The 21,215-nt window shown below is 42.0% G+C and carries 19 protein-coding genes and 1 tRNA gene; 11 read left to right on the forward strand and 9 right to left on the reverse strand.

The annotated features are described in order from the left end of the window. Nucleotides 1-63: 63 nt before the first annotated feature. The 5 genes from ACWXWT_RS13825 to ACWXWT_RS13845 form a co-directional block, all read right to left on the reverse strand. Nucleotides 64-149, reverse strand: a tRNA-Leu gene (locus ACWXWT_RS13825). A gap of 222 nt (nucleotides 150-371) precedes the next feature. Next, the gene (locus ACWXWT_RS13830; protein ID WP_456042159.1) at nucleotides 372-701 is read right to left on the reverse strand and encodes a hypothetical protein; all 330 of its coding nucleotides are present in this window, start codon (nucleotides 699-701) and stop codon (nucleotides 372-374) included. Between the two features lie 223 nt (nucleotides 702-924). Further along, nucleotides 925-1,797, reverse strand: a complete 873-nt coding sequence (gene rluB / locus ACWXWT_RS13835) for a 23S rRNA pseudouridine(2605) synthase RluB (RefSeq protein WP_456042160.1) — start codon at nucleotides 1,795-1,797, stop codon at nucleotides 925-927. 250 nt (nucleotides 1,798-2,047) lie between these two features. After that, the gene (locus tag ACWXWT_RS13840) at nucleotides 2,048-5,113 is read right to left on the reverse strand and encodes an efflux RND transporter permease subunit (RefSeq protein WP_456042161.1); all 3,066 of its coding nucleotides are present in this window, start codon (nucleotides 5,111-5,113) and stop codon (nucleotides 2,048-2,050) included. A gap of 3 nt (nucleotides 5,114-5,116) precedes the next feature. After that, entirely contained in the window at nucleotides 5,117-6,196 is a 1,080-nt protein-coding gene (locus ACWXWT_RS13845; protein ID WP_456042162.1) for an efflux RND transporter periplasmic adaptor subunit, read from the reverse strand. Between the two features lie 192 nt (nucleotides 6,197-6,388). Here ACWXWT_RS13845 and ACWXWT_RS13850 point away from each other — a divergent pair, with 192 nt between their 5' ends. Beyond that, a complete protein-coding gene (locus tag ACWXWT_RS13850; protein ID WP_456042163.1) occupies nucleotides 6,389-7,321 on the forward strand; it encodes a LysR family transcriptional regulator in 933 nt (310 codons plus the stop codon). 456 nt (nucleotides 7,322-7,777) lie between these two features. Here the strand turns inward: ACWXWT_RS13850 and scpB are convergent, their stop codons facing one another. The 4 genes from scpB to rnm are packed head-to-tail and all read right to left on the reverse strand — an operon-like array spanning nucleotide 7,778 to nucleotide 10,733. Continuing rightward, on the reverse strand, nucleotides 7,778-8,404 hold the full coding sequence (scpB, locus tag ACWXWT_RS13855) for an SMC-Scp complex subunit ScpB (RefSeq protein ID WP_456042164.1): 627 nt from the start codon (nucleotides 8,402-8,404) through the stop codon (nucleotides 7,778-7,780). A 23-nt stretch (nucleotides 8,405-8,427) separates the two neighbouring features. Beyond that, nucleotides 8,428-9,216, reverse strand: a complete 789-nt coding sequence (locus ACWXWT_RS13860; protein ID WP_456042165.1) for a segregation and condensation protein A — start codon at nucleotides 9,214-9,216, stop codon at nucleotides 8,428-8,430. A gap of 39 nt (nucleotides 9,217-9,255) precedes the next feature. Then, entirely contained in the window at nucleotides 9,256-9,876 is a 621-nt protein-coding gene (locus ACWXWT_RS13865; RefSeq protein ID WP_456042166.1) for an L-threonylcarbamoyladenylate synthase, read from the reverse strand. Further along, nucleotides 9,873-10,733 carry an RNase RNM gene (gene rnm / locus ACWXWT_RS13870; RefSeq protein WP_456042167.1) on the reverse strand — a complete coding sequence of 287 codons (861 nt, stop codon included), beginning with the start codon at nucleotides 10,731-10,733 and terminating at the stop codon, nucleotides 9,873-9,875. Before rnm ends, ACWXWT_RS13865 begins: the two co-directional genes overlap by 4 nt. A gap of 451 nt (nucleotides 10,734-11,184) precedes the next feature. Between rnm and ACWXWT_RS13875 the strand changes: the two genes are divergently transcribed. From ACWXWT_RS13875 to xthA, 10 genes are all read left to right on the forward strand, one after another. Next, nucleotides 11,185-12,750, forward strand: coding sequence for an anthranilate synthase component 1 (locus ACWXWT_RS13875; protein ID WP_456042168.1), 1,566 nt, complete (start codon nucleotides 11,185-11,187; stop codon nucleotides 12,748-12,750). Nucleotides 12,751-12,779: 29 nt separating this feature from the next. Next, a complete protein-coding gene (locus ACWXWT_RS13880; RefSeq protein WP_456042177.1) occupies nucleotides 12,780-13,382 on the forward strand; it encodes an aminodeoxychorismate/anthranilate synthase component II in 603 nt (200 codons plus the stop codon). Further along, on the forward strand, nucleotides 13,382-14,425 hold the full coding sequence (gene trpD / locus ACWXWT_RS13885; protein ID WP_456042169.1) for an anthranilate phosphoribosyltransferase: 1,044 nt from the start codon (nucleotides 13,382-13,384) through the stop codon (nucleotides 14,423-14,425). Before ACWXWT_RS13880 ends, trpD begins: the two co-directional genes overlap by 1 nt. After that, nucleotides 14,418-15,821, forward strand: coding sequence for a bifunctional indole-3-glycerol-phosphate synthase TrpC/phosphoribosylanthranilate isomerase TrpF (gene trpCF / locus ACWXWT_RS13890; protein WP_456042170.1), 1,404 nt, complete (start codon nucleotides 14,418-14,420; stop codon nucleotides 15,819-15,821). The genes trpD and trpCF overlap by 8 nt, the downstream gene beginning before the upstream one ends. 56 nt (nucleotides 15,822-15,877) lie before the next feature. After that, nucleotides 15,878-17,089 carry a tryptophan synthase subunit beta gene (gene trpB / locus ACWXWT_RS13895; RefSeq protein ID WP_456042171.1) on the forward strand — a complete coding sequence of 404 codons (1,212 nt, stop codon included), beginning with the start codon at nucleotides 15,878-15,880 and terminating at the stop codon, nucleotides 17,087-17,089. Beyond that, nucleotides 17,082-17,885 carry a tryptophan synthase subunit alpha gene (trpA, locus tag ACWXWT_RS13900; protein ID WP_456042172.1) on the forward strand — a complete coding sequence of 268 codons (804 nt, stop codon included), beginning with the start codon at nucleotides 17,082-17,084 and terminating at the stop codon, nucleotides 17,883-17,885. The genes trpB and trpA overlap by 8 nt, the downstream gene beginning before the upstream one ends. A 106-nt stretch (nucleotides 17,886-17,991) precedes the next feature. Continuing rightward, a complete protein-coding gene (locus ACWXWT_RS13905) occupies nucleotides 17,992-18,906 on the forward strand; it encodes a substrate-binding periplasmic protein (RefSeq protein ID WP_456042173.1) in 915 nt (304 codons plus the stop codon). Between the two features lie 377 nt (nucleotides 18,907-19,283). Then, nucleotides 19,284-19,835 (forward strand): septation protein A, encoded by a 552-nt coding sequence (locus tag ACWXWT_RS13910; protein ID WP_456042174.1) that lies wholly within the window; start codon nucleotides 19,284-19,286, stop codon nucleotides 19,833-19,835. 35 nt (nucleotides 19,836-19,870) lie between these two features. Beyond that, nucleotides 19,871-20,170, forward strand: coding sequence for a YciI family protein (locus ACWXWT_RS13915; RefSeq protein WP_456042175.1), 300 nt, complete (start codon nucleotides 19,871-19,873; stop codon nucleotides 20,168-20,170). Beyond that, nucleotides 20,170-20,976, forward strand: a complete 807-nt coding sequence (xthA, locus tag ACWXWT_RS13920; RefSeq protein ID WP_456042176.1) for an exodeoxyribonuclease III — start codon at nucleotides 20,170-20,172, stop codon at nucleotides 20,974-20,976. The genes ACWXWT_RS13915 and xthA overlap by 1 nt, the downstream gene beginning before the upstream one ends. Nucleotides 20,977-21,215: the final 239 nt, after the last annotated feature.

The following is a 21,215-nucleotide window of genomic DNA, read 5'->3' on the forward strand; positions in this document are numbered from 1 at the left end:
GTAAAAAAGCCCCAACTAATGTTGAGGCTTTTTTACACCACTCTCTATTGCTAGAGATTATAATGGTACCCGAGGCCAGACTTGAACTGGCACGCTTATTCAGCGAGGGATTTTAAATCCCTTGTGTCTACCGATTCCACCACTCGGGCAAAACTTGGTGTGTTTTGATATGTTATATCAAGGCACTAAATTTTGATTTTCAGTAAATTAAACGTGAATATTTTTGCGTCCCGCTTAACTTGGTGCATACTTTACTGATTTTTTAACGCCAAGCAACTAAAATATTATCTTGATTGAACTAAACGCTTCAAAAATCGTCAATTCGCAGCAAATTGCAGCAAACTGAGTAAGTTAACAACAACCCAATAAGCCTAATTAGCCCTCACTGGCGTTAATCCTTTACTGCGGTTCATCACGGCTTCATCAATTTCAAAACCCGCTTCACTCCATACTTGTGCTTCTTCAACGTTAAATGATTCTTTAGCCCAAATGGTTGCTGTGTCTAAATTGAAATTGGCTTTTATCCAACCATCAGACTCTTGTGGACCAAAGCCTCTTACTCGCCAGTTTTGCGCTTGAGTTGAATCAAAGCCTATTGCTTTCCATTGGCTGATCTCACGCTCAGACATACCTTGCCAGCTTGGCGCGGATGCACAAGCCACGAGTAAAGCAACTAATAAACCCGCTAATAATTTTTTCATAGAGTCCTAAGTGTTAATAATTAACTGCGAATAATGCAATGCCAATGCGCTATCATAATCTCCATGAGTATATGCTCACATCAATATCGATAATGCATAAACACACTATTTTTGGCGGATCATATCTGAGAATAGCGATTTAACAAGAGGGTTAACAATAAATAATTTTGGCCATAAAAAAGGCCGCCTAAGCGACCTTCATCAATATAGCTTACATCACGTATTAGTCACGTTGACGTGTTGGCTTGCCGTGATTTGAACCCACTTTATGTTTACGTACTGCACGGCGAATTTTCGCACTTTTTACTTTAGAACGAGCAACACTGTGTTTATCAGTTCCCAAAATTGAGCGCGTTTCAGGTTCTAACCCTGCAAGTTGGCGTAAGTAGTTAACTTGGTCAATTGGCAGCTCAATCCAGCCACCACGCGGCAATGTTTTTGGCAATTCAACTTGACCATAACGCACGCGGATTAATCGACTGACTTGTATTTCCTGTGATTCCCATAAACGACGGACTTCACGGTTACGTCCCTCACGAAGAGTCACATGCCACCACTGGTTTATACCTTCACCACCAGCGGCTTTAATGGTATCAAAATGAGCAGGGCCATCTTCTAAGGTGACTCCAGTTCGTAAACGCTGCACAGCAGCTTCTGGCACTTCACCAAATGTACGTACCGCGTATTCACGCTCAACTTCATTTGAAGGGTGCATTAAACGATTAGCTAATTCACCGTCACAGGTAAATAACAGTAACCCTGAAGTATTAATATCTAAACGGCCAACGGCAACCCAACGGGCATCACGCACTTTAGGTAAGCGTTCAAAAACGGTAGTACGACCTTCTGGATCTTTGCGCGAGCAAATTTCACCTTCAGGTTTATGGTATGCCAGTACACGACAAACAATGTCATCGGCTGATTTTAATGAAACAGCACGGCCATCGATACGTATTTTGGCATCAGCCTCAACACGGTCGCCTAAACCTGCTATTTCACCGTCAACACTAACTCGGCCTGCAGCAATCCATGCCTCCATCTCACGACGGGAGCCATGGCCTGCACGGGCCAAGACTTTCTGCAATTTTTCACTCATTAGCGGACTCTTTAAAGGATTTAATATGAAAAACAAGATGCTAAATCATCTCATTCCATTATCTTTTTAGGATTGTATCCGCAAGGTGCGCATACAATTTAGAAAAGTGCGTCGATTATACGCTGAATGACGCTAGCGAGCAAAAAATACCAGCCTCATGATAAAAATAGCTCATTGAATCACATAAAAAAGGCTGCCAACCTAATAGTGTCAGCAGCCTTGATAGCAACGCTATATGATAATGTCGGTTTTAACGAGTGACGTTTATCTTAAACACCAAACTATACATGAGCGGCAATACCACTAATGTTAATAAAGAAGCAAAGCCTAGACCAAAAATAATGGTAATCGCCATAGAACCGAAAAATGCATCATTAATTAATGGAATCATTCCTAACATGGTCGTAATCGCAGCCATCATTACAGGACGTACACGACTGACACATGAATCAACCAGTGCAAACCCTGGCTCTTTACCTTCTTTAAGTTCAAGGTTAATTTGGTCCACTAAAACAATGCCATTTTTAATGACCATTCCAGATAAACTCAATAATCCAAGCAGTGCCATAAAACTAAACGGAGCATCGAATATCAACAAACCTGCCGAGACACCGATGACAGCCAACGGGACAGTGAACCAAATAACCAGCGGTTGCCGTACCGAATTAAACAAAAAAACAGTAATTAAAAACATCGCTAAATAGCCCATCGGAATAGAACTAAACACTGCCGTTTGTGCCTCACCCGCTGACTCAAATTCCCCGCCCCACTCTAAGCGATAACCCGCAGGCAATGTTATGTCCTCAATTTTGCTTCTGACTTTTCTATGTACTGAATCGGCGGTTTCATTAGAACCTAGTTTGGGATCGGCCAATACAGCCAACATACGAATTCGGTCACGGCGCATTATCAACGGATTTTCCCATTCGGTACTAAACTCGCTAACCACTTGTGTGACAGGAACAAACATATTGTTTTCTGTGCTCCATATTTGCATTTTCCACAAACTATCCGCCTGAAGACGCTCTTGTGCAGGTGCTCGGGCAACAATGGGCAATAGGTGGCTAGTTTCACGATATAAGCCAATGGTTTTACCGCTAAAATTAATCAGTAAAGCGTTATCTAAATCTTGCTTACTGATCCCAGTTTCCCGTGCTTGTGCATTTTGAAGCTGGGGACGAATAACGGGCACTTGATTACGCCAATCATGACGAATACCATCCATCATAGGCTCATTCTTAAAGATAACTTCTGCTTGAGCCGCTAAGCCACGTAGTACCTGTGGGTCTTCTCCGTAAAAACGAGCTTCAATTTTAGCCGCTGGAGACGGTCCATTCGCCAAGTTTTTTAAACGATATTGTGCTTGTGGAAAATGACTATTTAATAATATCTCCAATTGTGGCATGTAAGCGTTAACAGCCGCTAAGTCACGCATTTCGACAATCATCTGCGCAAAAGCGGCGTAGCCTTTTTCTGGTTGATAAGGTAAAACAAAACGCTGCGAACCTTGTCCTATTACCGATGTTAAATGCACTAAACCCGTGTCATTTTTATCGCTTTCTTGCAGTAATTTGTTCTCAATTCCGCTAATAAACCGTTCAGTGGCTTTAATGTCTGTTCCTTCTGGCATCCACACATCAACAAAAAAGATTGGTGTATTTGATGCCGGAAAAAACACGTTCTTAATATGACCAAAACCAATAACCGCAGAGACTAACATCATCAACACAACAGACAATGTCACCAAACGAAACCGCAGTACAAAATATAAAAAACTCCGGTACGTCGTAAACAACCATCCTTTATAAGGATCTGTTTGTTCGGTTTGCGGCAAAGCATCCTTAAACAGTAAGTTACAAAAAAATGGCGTCAAGGTAATTGCAGTTATCCAACTGATAAATAAAGAAATCATCAACACTTGAAATAATGAACGACAAAACTCGCCTGCAGCATTTTGGGATAAACCAATAGGTGCAAAAGCAATAATGGCAATGACCGTTGCGCCCAATAAAGGCCACTGGGTTTGCGACACAACTTGCTTAGCCGCCTCAAGACGAGTTTTACCGCGCTGTAAACCAATTAAAATACCTTCGGTCACGACAATGGCATTATCAACCAGCATGCCTAACGCAATAATAAGGGCACCCAATGAAATCAATTGCAACTCAATTTCGAATACCTTCATCACAATAAAAGTACCTAAAATCGTCAGTAACAAAATGAGGCCCATCAATAATCCAGATCTTAGGCCCATAAATAACAACAGAACGGCAATGACAATCGCAATGGATTCCAACAAGTTAATTAAGAAACCTTGTACCGTACTATCCACAGCTAAACTTTGGTTATAAACCGTATCAAGACTCATCCCTAACGGCCGTTGTGATTCAAGCTCGAGCAATCGTTCACTCACACGCTGGCCAATATCAACCACATTGACACCACTTGAAAAAGCAATACCTAGCGACAACGCCGACTCACCACGATTGTGATATATCACACTTGGTTTGTCTTCGTAGTCTTTCTCAATATTTGCAATGTCTCCCAGATAAATAAGCTCTGTGCTGCCCGGTGAGCTGACCACTAAACGAGACAACTCCTCAACAGAGCTAAATTCACCAGTGGGGTGTAAACGGATACGATTATCGCCAATGACAATACTGCCTGCATTTGAAACCACATTTTGATTGTTCACCAATCCATAAATGTAACTTTGATCTAAACCTAATGCTGACAGTTTTTGCTGTGATATTTCAATAACCACTTGCTCGGTCACTTTGCCAATCACCGAAACCTTTTTAACTCCGGGAACTAATACCAATTCTCGGCGCAAATAATCTGAATAATTAGCGAGTTCTCGATTACTATAATCATTTCCCGATAAATTAAGCAAAATGCCGTAAACGTCACCAAAGTCGTCAATCACCTGTGGTGTATCAGTTCCCGGTGGTAAACTCCCTTTAGTATCATTAACTTTCCTACGAACCTCATCCCACACTTGAGGCAAACTATGCTTGTCATACTTATCTTTAATTTCAACTTGGATTTGTGATAATCCAGCACTATTGATTGACGTAATATGTTTAATGCCATCAAGCTGTTGCAAAGCATCTTCAAGCGGTAAAGTCACCTCTTCTTCAACCTGCTCAGGTGATGCACCAGGATAAGCGGTGATCACCAACGCCTGCTTAATGGTAAATTCAGGAAACTCTAATTGTCCTAAACCTGTAAACGCCACACTGCCACCAATGAGCAGTAAAAAAGCAAACATCCAGCTAATCACTTTATGATTAATGGAATACTCAGCAACATTCATCAACTACACTCCTCGTTGCCAGCGTAATGGCTTCACTTTCATGCCTTCGGATAATTGCGATAGGCCTGCCGCAACAATAACATCGCCTTTTACTAATCCGGTGAGTACTTCCACACCATCAGAACTCACCCGACCAAGTGTCACTTTGACAGAATGAATGTCACCACTATCTGGCTGATAACGCCAAACGGTTACATCACCACTTTGATCTTGCTTGTCAACAGCAGAAATTGGCACCACGGCGGTAAACGCTTGCTGAGGAGCATTGAGCGTTGCTAACGTCAGCTCTGCACTCATGCCGGGTAATAATTGCACATTGGCTGGTTGTGGTAATGAAAAAACCACTTCATAAGCCTGTGTACCTGGAGTGACTTGAGTTGAATATTCTTTGAATTTGGCATCAAATGCCATGCCTTCTAACGCACTAAAACGTACTTTTGCACCTAAACCAATTGCAATATCTTGAGTTAATACTGCCACCATGTCTTCAGGGACTTGTATACTGACATCAAGTAATTGATTATTTTGTAGCGTCATGACACCTTGATTAGCTTGAATAATTTGATGGTTATCCACTAAACGCTTAGCAATGGTCCCACTAAAAGGCGCTTCTAGACGAGTGTAGCTCACCTGGTCATTGGCGGCCGCTAATGCTGCTTTTGCCGATTTTAATTGAGCCTTACTACTGTCAAATTCAGCTTGAGAAATCAGTTTGCGCGTTAATAACGTTTGATTACGGGTAAAGTCAGCTAATAACAAATCATACTCAGCCTCACGAGTCATTAAATTATTATTCGCATCGCGATCATCTAATTGAGCCAGTAAAAAACCTTGTTTAACATGTTGCCCTTCAACAAGATCAAGCCTGACAAGCTGACCTGAAACCCGAAATGATAATTCTGCACGACTGTTTGCTTCTACTCTCGCAGGAAACTGACGAACGGTATTTGCTGCAGATTCTACAACTTCAAATAATTTTACTGGGCGCACAAGCACTTCTGGTACTGTGATTTCGACTGGTGCACATCCCACTAAAACAGTAGAAATAAGCAATGCCAACGGCAATGTTGAATGGTATGTCATCGTTAATGAACCTTGGTAACAGAGATTTAAACAAACGTGGATTACAATAAAACAGCCCTTTTAAGAGACAATAGTTAATTCACAATTAGGCAGAACAATACGCTAAAATACAGTTGCAACAAATGGGTTTATTTGGGAATATCATTCCCATTATTTGAGTTTGATTTATTTTTCATTATCAGAGCAAATCATATGAAAACAGAAGACATTGAATTATTTCATCGTATTGTTGAGACAGGCAGCATACTCGAAGCCTCTAACTTATTGAATTTGCCAAAATCAACTGTCAGTCGCCGCCTGTTATCTCTAGAAGATTCGTTAAACATTAAGCTGTTCCATCGCCAAAGCCGTTCAATGTCACTCACGTCAGCTGGCAGTCATTTCTACGAAAAAACAATATTGATGCTGGCAGACTTGGCACAAACGCTTAGCGATATAACCGATAATAAAACACATGTCAGCGGCCATTTGCGTATTTTAATGTTCCCACTCCCTCAAATGATGAATATCGTAAACAAAATTTTCGAATTTATGGACGAAAATCCAAAACTGTCGATTGAAATCATTAGCAGTACTGAAGCGTTAGACATGGTTCGCCACAATATTGATATCGCATTTTTAGTGCAAGAAACCTTCAGCGAATTAGACATGGTTGCCAAGCCTATTATCAGTGAAGAAATGTATTTTTATGCCAGTCCAGACTACTTAGATAAAGCAGGCACCCCGGTAGAATTAAATGAAATAGAGCAACATAACTCAATACTATTTCGTTTCCCAAATGGTAAAACGTTTAGCCAAGTGCCATTAGCTAATGATGCCATGCAAGCCGTAACAGGCAACATATGCACTAATAGCATTCAATTAGCTTATGAAGCTACATTGCTTGGAAGGGGGATAGGGTACTTACCACAACGATTGTGCGATGAAGATGTGAAACAAGGAAAGTTAGTGCGTTTATTTAATGAGTTACCCCCCTATTTAGGGGTTTGTTTTTTAGTTTACCCATCAAGACGCTTCTTAAGCTTAACAGGACAACGTTTACTTGATTATATGTTAGCGAATATACCAACGGATCAGAATAACCAACCATCGACAAGCAAAGACAGTCATAAAGTCTGGATTTAAATCAACGTACAAAAAACAATCACAATCAATAGTGGATCGGTACATAATACCAATCTCATTAAATATCTGGTCAGTTCAGAGTCTCTCAGGTTTTTCAATTCAAGGCACATTGATGTAGAAATGGTTGTTGCCTTTTAAATCGATGTAACACAGAAGTGGAATACCTGAGAGACGCCATTCTGGCGGGTTGCAAAGTCCTTTATGCTTCGTTAGATGCTTTCAAAATACGACTGCATGGTCTATTTTTTTCCATAAAAAATAAGACATTCCCACCCTCCATGGCGGTCAGATGTTGGAGGTAGAGTAACGCAGGAGCTTGTTACCGAGGATCACTATTCGCTTCAATCATCTGCCTTGCCTACAGCACTTTGAACTCCCGCTGAAAGACCACATATTTAATAGGATTGGTATAAGACCCTAGCGATTCTGAAACCGAAAAACTTTTTTAACACTCCGTCAAACGTCAGGCGTTTCCCTCTCGTTAATTAAGTCATCTGTTGACTGAGGCACTTCATCAATAGCAACTTGCGCTTTTTCAAACAAAGCATGTAACGACGTGACATCCGTTAATGCAGGTAAATCAGCAAGTTTTTTTAAGTTGAAGTAATCTAAAAAATGATTCGTTGTAGCATATAAGGTTGGGCGTCCAGGCACTTCTTTATGACCAACGGCTTTAATCCAATGCCGATCAACTAACGTTTTAATAATATGACTGCTAATGGCTACACCACGAACTTGCTCGATATCACCACGAGTCACCGGTTGACGATAAGCAATAACCGCTAATGTTTCTAATGTTGCTCGGGAATACTTAGGGGCCTTCTCTTGCCATAACGACTGTAGAAATGGACTCAGCAATTCTTGAGTTTGAAATCGATAACCACTGGCAACTTTAACCAGTTGAACACCGCGTTCTTGATAATCTTGTTGCAGCTCGTCAAGTGCTTCTTGAATCCGCACACGTGACACATTAAAGTCGATTAATACCGTTTCTTTAATGGCTTTTACCGACATAGGCTTACCTAAAACAAATAGGCTGGCTTCTATGAGTTGCTTAAGCTGAATGGCATTAATTTGGTTCATTTATCTCTTCGACTATAAGTGAATTAAAAAGCTTTTACATAGATAGGTGAAAACGGTTCATTTTGCACTAAATCAACTAATAGTTCTTTCACTAATTCCATTAACGCTAAAAAGCTCACCACCACACCGGATCGGCCTTCACTCACATCAAATAAACACTCAAACTCAATGTATTCCGTACTGGATAACTTAGCCAAAATTTGGCTCATACGTTCACGCGTAGATAAATGTTCACGCTTTACATGATGCTCTTCATTAGCATCGATGCGTTTTAGTACTTCACCAAATGCGCTTGCAATATCCATTAATGACACGTCGGGTGGAACAACAACGGGGTTTATGCCCGGCGCAGCGACCACCGAGGCTTGAAATACATCCCGCTCCATCCTCGGTAAGCTATCCATATCGGCTGCAGCTTGCTTGATCACTTCATAGGCTTTTAATTGCCGAATAAGCACGACTCGCGGATCTTCTTCTTCATCGTCATCATTGGCCATTTTAGGTAACAGCAAGCGCGATTTAATCTCAGCTAATGTTGCTGCCATCACTAAATAGTCGGCAGCCAATTCTATCCGTGCTTCGGTTAGGATGTCGATGTAGATTAAATATTGTTGGGTGATTTGCTGAATGGGCAAATCAACCACATCCAATTTCTGTTTGCGAATGAGGTATAATAATAAATCAAGCGGGCCTTCAAAGGTTTCAAGAAATACTTCTAAAGCCTCTGGCGGAATAAACAAGTCTACAGGCATGCTATCCAGCACTTGGCCACGAACCACTGCCAATGGCAGGCTTTGTTGACAGCCTTGCATACTTAACCTTGTCGATTCATCAATAGGATGATTCCTTGTTTACTCAAATGCACTGGTATCACCAGCACCATGTCGCAGTATCACCATCTCATCTTCAGACATATCAATCACTGTCGTTTGATTTTCAGGCAAATAACCGCCATGAATAATACCGTCAACTTGATGATCTAATATATCGCGAATATGCTCAGGATCAGATTCCGCAAATTGTTCATTTGGCATCACCAAACTGGTGGTCATCATTGGTTCCCCCAATGCTTCAAGTAAGGCTAGCGCAATGACATTATTAGGCACACGAATACCTATGGTGCGTTTTTTGTCACACTGTAAACGGCGTGGCACTTCTTTGGTGGCTTTAAAAATAAACGTATATGGCCCAGGCATGCAGCTTTTCAATAAACGATACGCTTGATTGTCAACCCGAGCAAAATTAGCCAGTTCAGAGAGATCACGACACATTAACGAAAAGTTCGTGTCATTTTCAATCTGACGAATACGTGCCATGCGCGTCATCGCATTTTTCTCACCAATCATGCAGCCCAAGGCATAACCCGAGTCTGTAGGGTATACTATCACCCCACCTTTTTTAAGAATCTCCACCGCTTGATTAATTAACCTAGCTTGTGGGTTTTCATCATGAATATAAAAAAATTGACTCATGCTCTTTCCGTCCAATGTTGTGATTGCCAAACCCATTCAACACCTTGTGGTTGAAATAAGTTTTTACCTAACTCGATCCAATTACTGGGAAAATGAAAGTCGCTTCCCACAGAAGCAAGTAGGTTATTTTGTTTACTTAATGCAATAAGGTTATTTCGATCATCTAAGGTTTGCTGACCTAATATAACTTCCATCGCATCGCCGCCGGCCTCAGCAAACTCACGCACTAAGCGCTTAAGCCATTTGGCCGATAATTTGTAACCGCTTGGATGAGCTAATACCGCAACGCCACCCGCTTGATGAATATGTTCAATAGCATTGGCCATATCACCCCAATTATTGGGTACATAGCCCGTTTTACCCCGTGCTAAAAAACGTTTAAATACGCTAGGCATGTCAGATGCGTGACCATTGTCAGCTAACCATCTAGCATAATGGCCGCGGCTTAACGCAGCCTCGCCGGCAATGGCTTTGGCGCCATCATAGGCACCATCAATACCCGCTTTAGCTAAACGCTCGCCAATTTCTTGGGCTCTAACTTCACGCAATTGACGTTGATTAATTAAAAAATCTAACAATCCAGTGTGAGTGATATCCAAATTTAACCCGACGATATGAATGTCAAAGCTGTTCCAACGAGTCGAAATTTCACAACCATTAATTAATAATAACGGCGTGGCATGGCGTTGATTAGCAAGATGTGCTTCAGCTAACCCACTGACCGTATCATGGTCAGTAATAGCAAACATCTCCACGCCTTTCTCAATGGCGCGGAAAATTAATTCTGTTGGTGTTAATTGACCGTCTGATGCAGTCGTGTGGCTGTGAAGATCGGCCAAAAGAGTCTCTGTAATCATCTGTTTATTGTACAATAATACCGATATAAATACTGCTTGGATTTATGAATAAATAATGGCAATTGACTCTTTTTTTATGCATAAGTGGACAATAATGCTTAATAAATAAACGACAATTATCGCCATTGTCATTTTTTAGCCTCTTTTGAGAAATATTCAATTGACTTTATCGTCCAGCTGGGTTTTCCTATAGAGACAAAATACAGAACATAACATAGCGATAAACGATGACACACTCTTTAGCTTCATTACACATTACTTGGTGGTGGCACTTCCCAAATTAACGGGTGGTGTGAAGCGTTGTGCTCATTATAAGAGACAAGATTTTACCAGAAAGCCCGCAGAGATGTGGGCTTTCTTGTTATTTGGCCCATACAATTTAGTCACTCGGGTTACACAACATTAAAGGCCAGCAGATGATAAACACAATTACACAAGGAGCGGCACTATAGTGACTACAGTAACGGCACCAAAGCAACTCGCTCAGGTAACGACCCAAAAGCAGGTCATCACCTACCATACTGATCCACTTCAACTGTATCAGCATGTGACACTAAATGCCCCGCATACCATGCTACTTGAGTCGGCAGAAGTCGAAAGCAAAGATCATCTTAAAAGCTTAGTTCTGACTCACGCAGCAATGATGATCCGCTGTGATGGTTATCAACTGACATTTAATGCTTTAACCGATAACGGCAACGCATTATTGGATCCAATTACAGACTTCTTTAGTGATGCCACGGTGCAACGTGAGAGCAATCAATTAATCGTGACCTTGCAAAAAGCAACTGAGTTACAAGATGAAGATGCTCGTTTAAAATCCACTTCACCTCTGGATGGTTTAAGAATGTTTGTTCAACACATTCAAACCAATAATCCGCTCAAATTTGAAGATTTATTCTTAGGTGGCGTACTGGCATACGACTTAATTGATACTGTCGAGCCACTTCCTGCTGCGCCCAATGTGAATAACGACTGTCCAGATTATCTGTTTTACCTTGCCGAAACGTTGATTTTAATCGACCACCAAACCCAACAAGCAGACATCGTTAGCCATCAATTTAACCAAAATGCCGCTATCAGTGAAAAACTGCAAACACAAGTAAAAACAGTCACTCAACAATGTACCGAGCTGGCCGATATTGTGGCACTAACACCCGTTGAAGCTGAAGCTCATGTCAATATCAGCGACGAACAGTTTAAGAAAACCGTAGTCGATTTAAAAGAGCACATTGTTGCAGGCGATATTTTTCAAGTTGTGCCATCCCGTTGTTTTAGCCTTCCCTGCCCAAATACGTTAGGCGCCTATCGTGCCCTCAGATTAACCAACCCCAGCCCATACATGTTCTATTTCAGAGGCCCAGATTTCACCTTATTCGGCGCCTCACCAGAAAGTGCTCTCAAATATGATGCCGCCAGTAACCAAGTAGAAGTGTACCCTATTGCCGGCACTCGCCAGCGGGGAAAAAATGCCCAAGGTGAAATCGATTTTGATTTAGACAGCCGTATCGAACTGGAACTACGTTTGGACAAAAAAGAATTATCTGAGCATATCATGTTGGTCGATTTAGCCCGCAACGACATCGCTCGAATAAGCCAAAGCGGCAGTCGTAAAGTAACTGAGCTATTAAAGGTAGACCGCTACTCCCACGTAATGCATTTAGTGAGTCGTGTCACGGGTCAATTACGCCTAGATTTAGATGCATTGCATGCTTATCAAGCCTGCATGAACATGGGAACTTTAGTCGGAGCCCCCAAGGTACGAGCATCGCAATTAGTTCGCCAAGCAGAACAAGCCCGTCGTGGCAGCTATGGTGGCGCAGTAGGTTATCTTAATGGTCTTGGCGACATGGATACCTGTATTGTTATCCGTTCAGCCTTTGTCAAAAATGGTATTGCCCATATACAAGCTGGAGCCGGAGTGGTGTTTGACTCAGATCCTCAAGCAGAAGCGGACGAAACACGTCAAAAAGCTCAAGCGGTTATCTCTGCTATCAAAATGGGAGGTGGTCTATGAATACGGCAACCACACAAACGAATAACCAGATGAAATTATACTTACTCGATAACTTCGACTCTTTTACCTACAACCTAGTGGATCAATTTAGAAACTTAGGTTGTGAAGTATTGATTTATCGTAATGATGTCAGTGCCGAATATTTAGCTGAAAAACTTATCAACGAAACCAACAATACGGCATTAGTGCTTTCTCCAGGTCCTGGTGCCCCCCATGAAGCAGGCTGCATGATGGAGCTTATAGGCAAAGTGGCGGGTAAAGTGCCAATGCTTGGCATTTGTTTAGGCCATCAAGCTATGGTTGAATTCTATGGCGGCAAAGTTGAGCGTGCACCGGTTGTTGTGCACGGTAAAGCTAGCCCAACCATTCACAATGGCAAAGGCGTATTTGCTCATTTACCATCCCCTTTACCTGTTGCCCGTTACCATAGCCTAGTGGCGACTCGAGTGCCTGATTGCCTTGAGATTATTGCAACAACAGATGATATGCCAATGGCAATATTGCACCCAACACATCACGCTATTGGGTTTCAATTTCATCCAGAATCAATTTTAACAACGCTAGGCAGCCAATTACTGACTCAGACATTGGCTTATTTGACCCAAGAAAGCACCAACACAGGAGGCGCATAATGGATAACCTACAAGGTCTATTTGACCACATTTATCAAGGTCAAAGCCTAAGCAGGGAACAAACTGCACTGCTGTTTCGCACTATCATTCAAGGTGATATGGACCCAACCACTATGGCTGGCATGTTGGTCGCGCTAAAAATGCGTGGCGAAACCATTGACGAAATCACTGGCGCAGCAGATGCGTTACGACAAGCCGCTAGAGCCTTTCCTCGCTCACAAGCATCACGTAAAAGTGGCATTGTCGATATTGTTGGCACGGGGGGGGATGGTTATAACACCATCAACATTTCGACTACGGCAGCGTTTGTTGTCGCAGCTGCTGGGGCAAAAGTCGCTAAACACGGCAATCGCAGTGTCTCAAGTAAATCAGGTTCATCGGACTTATTATCTCATTGTGGTATCGCACTCACCATGACGCCAGATGACGCAAGCCAGTGCTTAGACCAACTCGGGTTATGTTTCTTATTTGCTCCTCATTATCACGGCGGCGTAAAACATGCTGTGCCCGTTAGACAAGCCTTAAAAACACGCACCATCTTTAATGTGTTAGGGCCATTAATAAACCCAGCAAGTCCTGAATTTATGCTGCTTGGGGTCTACAAACTTGAACTCATTGAACCTATTGCCCAAGTGTTACGTGCGCTCGGCGTTAAAAGAGCCATGGTGGTATATGGTAGCGGTTTAGATGAAGTGGCCTTGCATGACAATACCCATGTAGCAGAACTAAAAGAAGGTGTAATAAGTACGTATCAACTCACCCCAGAAGACCTAGGAGTCGCACGAGCCGACATTAGCGCATTAACAGGCGGTAACCCAACAGATAATGCATTAATAACTAAAGCGATTTTACAAGGTCAAGGTCAAGCGGCACACAGAGATGCTGTCGCTATTAATGCCGGTTGTGCGCTGTATGTCAGCGGTATTTGTCATTCAGTTTACGATGGAACCCAATTGGCATTAACCACTTTGGCCACTGGTAAAGCCTACACACTTCTAACCGATTTAGCCGCAGCAAGCCAAGCTGGAGAAAACAATGACTAACCCAGAAAATAACGTATTAACACGGATTGTTGGTACAAAAGTGGCTCATATCGCAGCGCTTAAAGGACGTTTTCCTGAAGCCAGTTTACAGCCAAAGATATCTGATCGCAGTTTATTTGAAGCCCTAAAAGCGCCTAATGCGCAGTTTATTTTTGAGTGTAAAAAAGCCAGCCCATCGAAAGGGCTTATCCGCCCAGACTTTAACGTGGAAGCTATTGCTGATATTTATACTCACTACGCTGCGGGCATATCGGTGCTCACCGATGAACAATACTTCCAAGGTGACATGGACTACATCCCTAAAGTACGTGCCAGAGTCACTCAACCGATTATCTGCAAGGACTTTTTTGTCGACCCGTACCAAGTTAAATTAGCGGCCCACCAAGGCGCTGATGCTATTTTATTGATGCTATCAGTACTTGATGATGAGCAATATGGTTTACTCGCCAACGAAGCGGCCAAGTATCAATTAGATACCTTAACTGAAGTCAGTAACGAAGCTGAATTGATTAGGGCAATTGATCTTCTTGCGCCAATTATTGGTATTAATAATCGCAATTTACGCGACTTAAGTACCGATTTAGCCACAACAGAACGGTTAGCGCCGCAAATCCCAGCAGACCGAGTGGTCATTAGCGAGTCAGGTATTTACAACCATCAACAAGTTCGCCGCTTAAACCCATTGGTAGACGGTTATCTTGTTGGTAGCTCTATTATGGCGCAAGACGACATTGACTTAGCTTGCAGACGACTTGTTTTCGGTAACAATAAAGTCTGTGGTTTAACTCAAATTGACGATATTGAGGCAGTAGCAAAGGCAGGAGCTGTGTTTGGAGGGTTAATATTCCATCCTAAATCACCAAGAGCGGTTACTCCTGAAGCGGCAACTGAGTTAGTCGCGCAAATGCACCAACGCAATATTGGTTTAAATATGGTGGGGGTATTTGTTAATCATCCCGTTGCTGACATTGCCAACTTAGCCAAAACACTTGAATTATTTGCGGTGCAATTACATGGCAATGAAACTGAACTTGAAATAACCGAATTAACAGCATTATTCGATAAGCTCCAGCTCAAAACCCAAATTTGGAAAGCCATCGCGATTGACAGTAACAGCGGCGAAATAAGCCACAAACCGCCAGGCGCAGATCGATATCTTTACGACAGTAAATCAACGCACCAATTTGGCGGTACAGGTCACACCTTTAATTGGCAAACAGATATTGACGATAAAGCTAACGCAATATTGGCTGGAGGATTAACCCCAGACAACGTTTATCAGGCCAATCAGCAAGGATTTTATGGGGTCGACCTAAATTCAGGAGTAGAATCAGCTCCTGGCCATAAAGATCACCAAAAACTGATTGCAGCATTGACCCAATTACGCCGTAACTAAGTTGCTTTTTACGACACCATTTTTAGCTAAAACACGATTACTCGAAGGGAACATTTATGACCGAGCTCAAGCTTAACCCTTATTTCGGCGAATACGGTGGTATGTATGTACCGCAAATTCTCGTGCCAGCATTAAAACAACTTGAAGCCGCTTTTGTTGATGCACAACAAGACGAAAGCTTCCAAGCTGAATTTAACGATTTACTTAAAAACTATGCAGGCCGCCCAACCGCGCTCACGCTAACCCGTAACCTAAGCCCAAACCCTATGGTAAAAATTTACCTAAAGCGTGAAGACTTACTCCACGGTGGCGCGCACAAAACAAACCAAGTATTAGGTCAGGCGCTATTAGCTAAACGCATGGGCAAAAAAGAAATTATTGCAGAAACCGGTGCTGGTCAACATGGTGTTGCAACTGCCCTTGCCTGCGCACTTTTAGATTTAAAATGCAAAATATACATGGGTGCCAAAGACATTGAACGTCAATCGCCAAACGTGTTCCGCATGAAGCTAATGGGGGCCGAAGTTATTCCCGTCACATCAGGTTCGTCAACATTAAAAGATGCCTGTAATGAAGCCATGCGCGACTGGTCTGCAAGCTATGATAAAGCCCATTATTTACTGGGCACGGCCGCAGGGCCTCACCCATTCCCGACTATCGTACGTGAATTTCAACGTATGATTGGTGCAGAAACCAAAAAGCAAATACTCGAAAAAGAAGGACGCTTACCAGATGCCGTTATCGCCTGTGTTGGTGGAGGTTCAAATGCAATAGGCATGTTTGCCGACTTTATTGATGAACCATCAGTCGCATTAATTGGCGTAGAACCCGCAGGAAAAGGCATCGATACACCTATGCACGGCGCGCCGCTTAAACACGGTAAAACCGGTATTTTCTTCGGCATGAAATCCCCTTTAATGCAAGATAGTGCAGGACAAATTGAAGAGTCATATTCAATTTCTGCTGGGCTTGATTTCCCTTCGGTAGGCCCGCAACATGCCTATTTAAACGCTATTGGCCGCGCACGTTATGAGTCTGCTACCGATGATGAAGCACTGGACATGTTTCAAACGCTCGCGCGCTGTGAAGGAATTATTCCGGCATTAGAATCGGCCCATGCACTAGCTTATGCTGTACGTTTAGCAAAAGATGCCACTAAAGAAACTATTCTAGTTGTTAACTTATCAGGCCGTGGTGACAAAGATATTTTCACTGTATCAGATATTTTAGCAGCCAAAAAAGAACAACAGGAGAGCGGCAATGAATAACCGTTATCAAGCAACATTTGCTGCATTAAAAGCACAACAAAAAGGCGCCTTTGTTCCCTTTGTTACCATTGGCGATCCTTGCCTTGAGTTATCATTAAAAATTATTCAAACTTTGGTTGATAATGGCGCCGATGCACTTGAATTAGGGTTTCCTTTTTCAGACCCATTAGCCGACGGCCCTGTCATTCAAGGCGCAAATTTACGTTCTTTAGCTGCAGGTACTAAACCTGACGACTGCTTTGAACTTATCGCTAAAGTTCGTTCTCAGCACCCACATTTACCTATCGGGCTTCTATTGTACGCGAATCTTGTTTTTGCCAATGGTATTGATGCTTTTTATGCAAAAGCACAAGCTGCGGGGGTCGATTCGGTTTTAATTGCAGATGTGCCCGTTGAAGAGTCAGCTCCATTTAGTCAAGCCGCCAAAGCACATGGTATTGCCCCTATCTTTATCGCGCCGCCCAATGCTGACGCCGGCACCTTAAAGTTAGTGAGTGAGCGTGGCGAAGGTTACACCTATTTACTATCGCGTGCAGGTGTAACAGGCACAGAATCTAAGGCGGGTCAGCCGATTGAGAATATTCTCGCCCAATTAGCTAAGTTCAATGCACCACCTCCGTTACTGGGTTTTGGTATCGCCGAACCACAACAAGTTCGCGACGCAATCAGCTCAGGCGCTGCAGGTGCAATCTCAGGTTCTGCGGTGGTAAAAATTATTGAAGCTCATCAACATGATGAAGTGACATTATTGGCTAAACTCGCTGAATTTACTGCGGTAATGAAAGCGGCAACCTAAACATATTTGACGATTAATAATTGATAATAAGAAAGAGCCATTAATCTGGCTCTTTTTTATTTGGCAACTATACTTAATTGATAATTAACAAATCATCCGGCACGGTATGAAAAGTAAATTAATCAATATTTTGACACTTGCCATACTACTCTCACTTAATGCTGAAAATATGTCGGCAAATTCGTTAGATCCAACCATAGTCCATTACAATGCCTTAATTCACGGCATTGACCCCAAACAAGCCTATTTTATATCGCTGTTAACCTTGGCTTTAGAGAAAAGCACTGACCGCTATGGCAGTTATCAAATGCGGGCAGCCATGATCAACATGCCTCAAAGTCGCGCACTCAAGATGGTAGGCGAAAATAATATTCTCGATATCGCATGGAGCATGGCAAGTATCGAGCGTGAGATGGAGCTCCAAGCTATCTATATTCCGTTACTAAAAGGGCTTATGGGGTATCGGATAGGCATTATACGCAAAGGCGACCAATCAAAATTTAGTCAACTGAAAAATCTACAGGGCATAAAAAAAATCATTATTGGTCAAGGTTCAGACTGGCCAGACACGGTTATTTTACACAGCAATGGCTTTAATGTTATTCCTGCAAAAGATAGTAATTTAGTGGCGATGTTACTAAAAGGCAGATTTGACTATTATCCACGTTCTATCCATGAACCTTGGCGCGACCTAGCCCGCTACGACGAGTTAGTGCTAGAGAAAAGCATACTCATTAGTTATCCCGCACCAATATATTTTTTTGTCAGTAAAGATAACCCGCTATTAGCCGCACGAGTTGAGTATGGATTAAGGCAAGCTATCAATGACGGTAGCTTTGATACATTATTCTACAGCCATCCCATAACCGAAAGCATGATCAAGAAATCTGAACTCAACAAACGCACCGAATTTGTTTTACATAATCCTTTATTATCAGAAAAAAGTGCCGCATTGCTAAATGAACCGCAATTGTGGCTAACCATCGAAACAGCACCAGTAAAGTCTATACAATATAACTGACGTCAACTCATAATAACAAACGACTCTCAAACAACCCTTTATCTTACTAACTGCTTTATTTATTTACACAAAAAATTTTCCATGGACCCACTATTGACGCAATTATTAACATGTAGAAGCTCGCCTTGTTAGTCACACAAATGGCCAGTTTGTCAGTGATCAATTATAAGCTTATGATCTTTATCATCATACCTTCATCTCTTATCCTAAGTTTAGGTTAACTTATGCCAATACTGTGCAGCCCCACTTAATTACCCGACAATTATTGGAATGGGTATTAATGCGAATGGCAATGACATCATGTTACAATCGCTCTCGTTATTGTGGCGACATAAAACCAACATTAGCCAATTATTATTTCCTAACATGGTACTTATATGAAACAACTGTTAGATTTTTTACCACTCGTTATTTTCTTTGTTGTCTATAAATTTTATGACATCTATGCAGCAACTGGTGTATTGATTGCTGCAACGGCGATTCAACTGGTCGTCACCTATTGGCTTTATAAACATATTGAAAAAATGCACCTAGCCACATTTGCAATGGTGACCGTATTTGGTTCACTCACGCTTTTTTTCCATGATGACACCTTTATCAAATGGAAAGTTAGCATCGTTTATGCTTTATTTGCCATAGGATTGATTGCCTCACAAATAATGGGAAAACCTGCGCTTAAGAGCATGTTAGGCAAAGAAATGAAAGTAGACGATAGAATATGGACACAACTCACATGGTATTGGGTCTGTTTTTTTGTATTATGTGGCTTAGCAAATATTTATATTGCATTTAATTTACCATTAGAAACATGGGTTAATTTTAAAGTGTTTGGGTTAACAGCCCTCACGTTAGCCAATACCGTGATTACAGTTGTTTATCTGTATAGAAATATGCAAGATGACAACTCACAAACAACCGATGGTCAATAATTATTTATCGAAAATCAACTAAAGGAAGCAACTACATGTGGTATATGATTTCATCTCAAGACGTTGAAAACAGTTTAGAAAAGCGTTTGTCAGTTCGTGCTGAACATTTAGCACGTTTACAAAGTTTAGCCGATGAAGGACGCCTATTAACAGCCGGGCCACATCCTGCAATTGATAATGAAAACCCAGGTGAAGCAGGCTTTACAGGGTCGTTAGTTGTTGCCGATTTTCCTTCTTTAGAAGAAGCACAAGCATGGGCTGATGTCGATCCTTATATCGGTGCTGGCGTGTATGCAAGCGTAATCGTTAAGCCATTTAAACGAGTACTTCCATAATGAAGATTGTTTCTTTTAACATCAATGGTATACGTGCTCGTTTGCATCAACTGCAGGCGCTCATCGACACTCATTCACCTGATATTATTGGCTTACAAGAAACCAAAGTACACGACGACGCTTTTCCAGTAGCTGACGTTGAAGCGATGGGCTACAACGTTCATTACCATGGCGGCAAAGCACATTATGGTGTAGCGATGCTGTCAAAAGCTGAACCCATGAGCATTATTAAAGGTTTTGAAACTGATGAAGAAGACGCCCAACGTCGCCTGATCATTGGTCAGTTTAAGCAAGACAATGATCGTATATTAACCGTATTCAATGGTTATTTTCCACAAGGGGAAAGCATACATCACGAAACGAAATACCCGGCCAAACGTAAGTTCTACCAAGACTTAATGCTGCATTTAGAGAAACATCATAATCCGAGTGAAGACATCGCAGTGATTGGCGACATTAACATTTCCCCAATCGATCTCGATATCGGCATTGGAGATGTAAATGCCAAGCGATGGTTAAAAACCGGAAAATGCAGCTTCCAACCGGAAGAACGTGAATGGTTAGCGCGTTTACAAAACTGGGGCTTTATCGACAGTTTTCGTCAATTGCACCCTACTCGCACCGAACGTTATTCCTGGTTTGATTATCGAAGCAAAGGGTTTGATGATAATCGCGGACTGCGTATAGATGTTATTTTGGTGACCAATTCATTAGTGCCACGTTTAATCGACTCTGACGTTGACTATGATCTACGTGCGATTGAAAAACCATCAGACCATGCGCCAATTTGGACCACATTTAGCTAAAAATCAGCCTCAGTCAAAGTAAGTCCTAACGACGAGCATACTTCACAACGATAAACCACATAAGCTATAAGTTCAACTGACTTATAGCTGGTTTTTATTGACGTATTAATTAGTTATACCAATCTCATTAAATATCTGGTCAGTTCAGAGTCTCTCAGGTTTTTCAATTCAAGGCACATTGATGTAGAAATGGTTGTTGCCTTTTAAATCGATGTAACACAGAAGTGGAATACCTGAGA

It is taken from the genome of Shewanella sp. A22 (genome assembly GCF_053850585.1).

Excerpts from the sequence above, each read along its gene's own strand:
- ACWXWT_RS13830 (WP_456042159.1), bottom strand. The coding sequence starts at position 701 with ATGAAAAAATTATTAGCGGGTTTATTAGTTGCTTTACTCGTGGCTTGT.
- rluB (WP_456042160.1), bottom strand. The coding sequence starts at position 1,797 with ATGAGTGAAAAATTGCAGAAAGTCTTGGCCCGTGCAGGCCATGGCTCC.
- ACWXWT_RS13840 (WP_456042161.1), bottom strand. The coding sequence starts at position 5,113 with ATGAATGTTGCTGAGTATTCCATTAATCATAAAGTGATTAGCTGGATG.
- ACWXWT_RS13845 (WP_456042162.1), bottom strand. The coding sequence starts at position 6,196 with ATGACATACCATTCAACATTGCCGTTGGCATTGCTTATTTCTACTGTT.
- ACWXWT_RS13850 (WP_456042163.1), top strand. The coding sequence starts at position 6,389 with ATGAAAACAGAAGACATTGAATTATTTCATCGTATTGTTGAGACAGGC.
- scpB (WP_456042164.1), bottom strand. The coding sequence starts at position 8,404 with ATGAACCAAATTAATGCCATTCAGCTTAAGCAACTCATAGAAGCCAGC.
- ACWXWT_RS13860 (WP_456042165.1), bottom strand. The coding sequence starts at position 9,216 with ATGCAAGGCTGTCAACAAAGCCTGCCATTGGCAGTGGTTCGTGGCCAA.
- ACWXWT_RS13865 (WP_456042166.1), bottom strand. The coding sequence starts at position 9,876 with ATGAGTCAATTTTTTTATATTCATGATGAAAACCCACAAGCTAGGTTA.
- rnm (WP_456042167.1), bottom strand. The coding sequence starts at position 10,733 with ATGATTACAGAGACTCTTTTGGCCGATCTTCACAGCCACACGACTGCA.
- ACWXWT_RS13880 (WP_456042177.1), top strand. The coding sequence starts at position 12,780 with ATGAAATTATACTTACTCGATAACTTCGACTCTTTTACCTACAACCTA.
- trpD (WP_456042169.1), top strand. The coding sequence starts at position 13,382 with ATGGATAACCTACAAGGTCTATTTGACCACATTTATCAAGGTCAAAGC.
- trpCF (WP_456042170.1), top strand. The coding sequence starts at position 14,418 with ATGACTAACCCAGAAAATAACGTATTAACACGGATTGTTGGTACAAAA.
- trpB (WP_456042171.1), top strand. The coding sequence starts at position 15,878 with ATGACCGAGCTCAAGCTTAACCCTTATTTCGGCGAATACGGTGGTATG.
- trpA (WP_456042172.1), top strand. The coding sequence starts at position 17,082 with ATGAATAACCGTTATCAAGCAACATTTGCTGCATTAAAAGCACAACAA.
- ACWXWT_RS13905 (WP_456042173.1), top strand. The coding sequence starts at position 17,992 with ATGAAAAGTAAATTAATCAATATTTTGACACTTGCCATACTACTCTCA.
- ACWXWT_RS13910 (WP_456042174.1), top strand. The coding sequence starts at position 19,284 with ATGAAACAACTGTTAGATTTTTTACCACTCGTTATTTTCTTTGTTGTC.
- ACWXWT_RS13915 (WP_456042175.1), top strand. The coding sequence starts at position 19,871 with ATGTGGTATATGATTTCATCTCAAGACGTTGAAAACAGTTTAGAAAAG.
- xthA (WP_456042176.1), top strand. The coding sequence starts at position 20,170 with ATGAAGATTGTTTCTTTTAACATCAATGGTATACGTGCTCGTTTGCAT.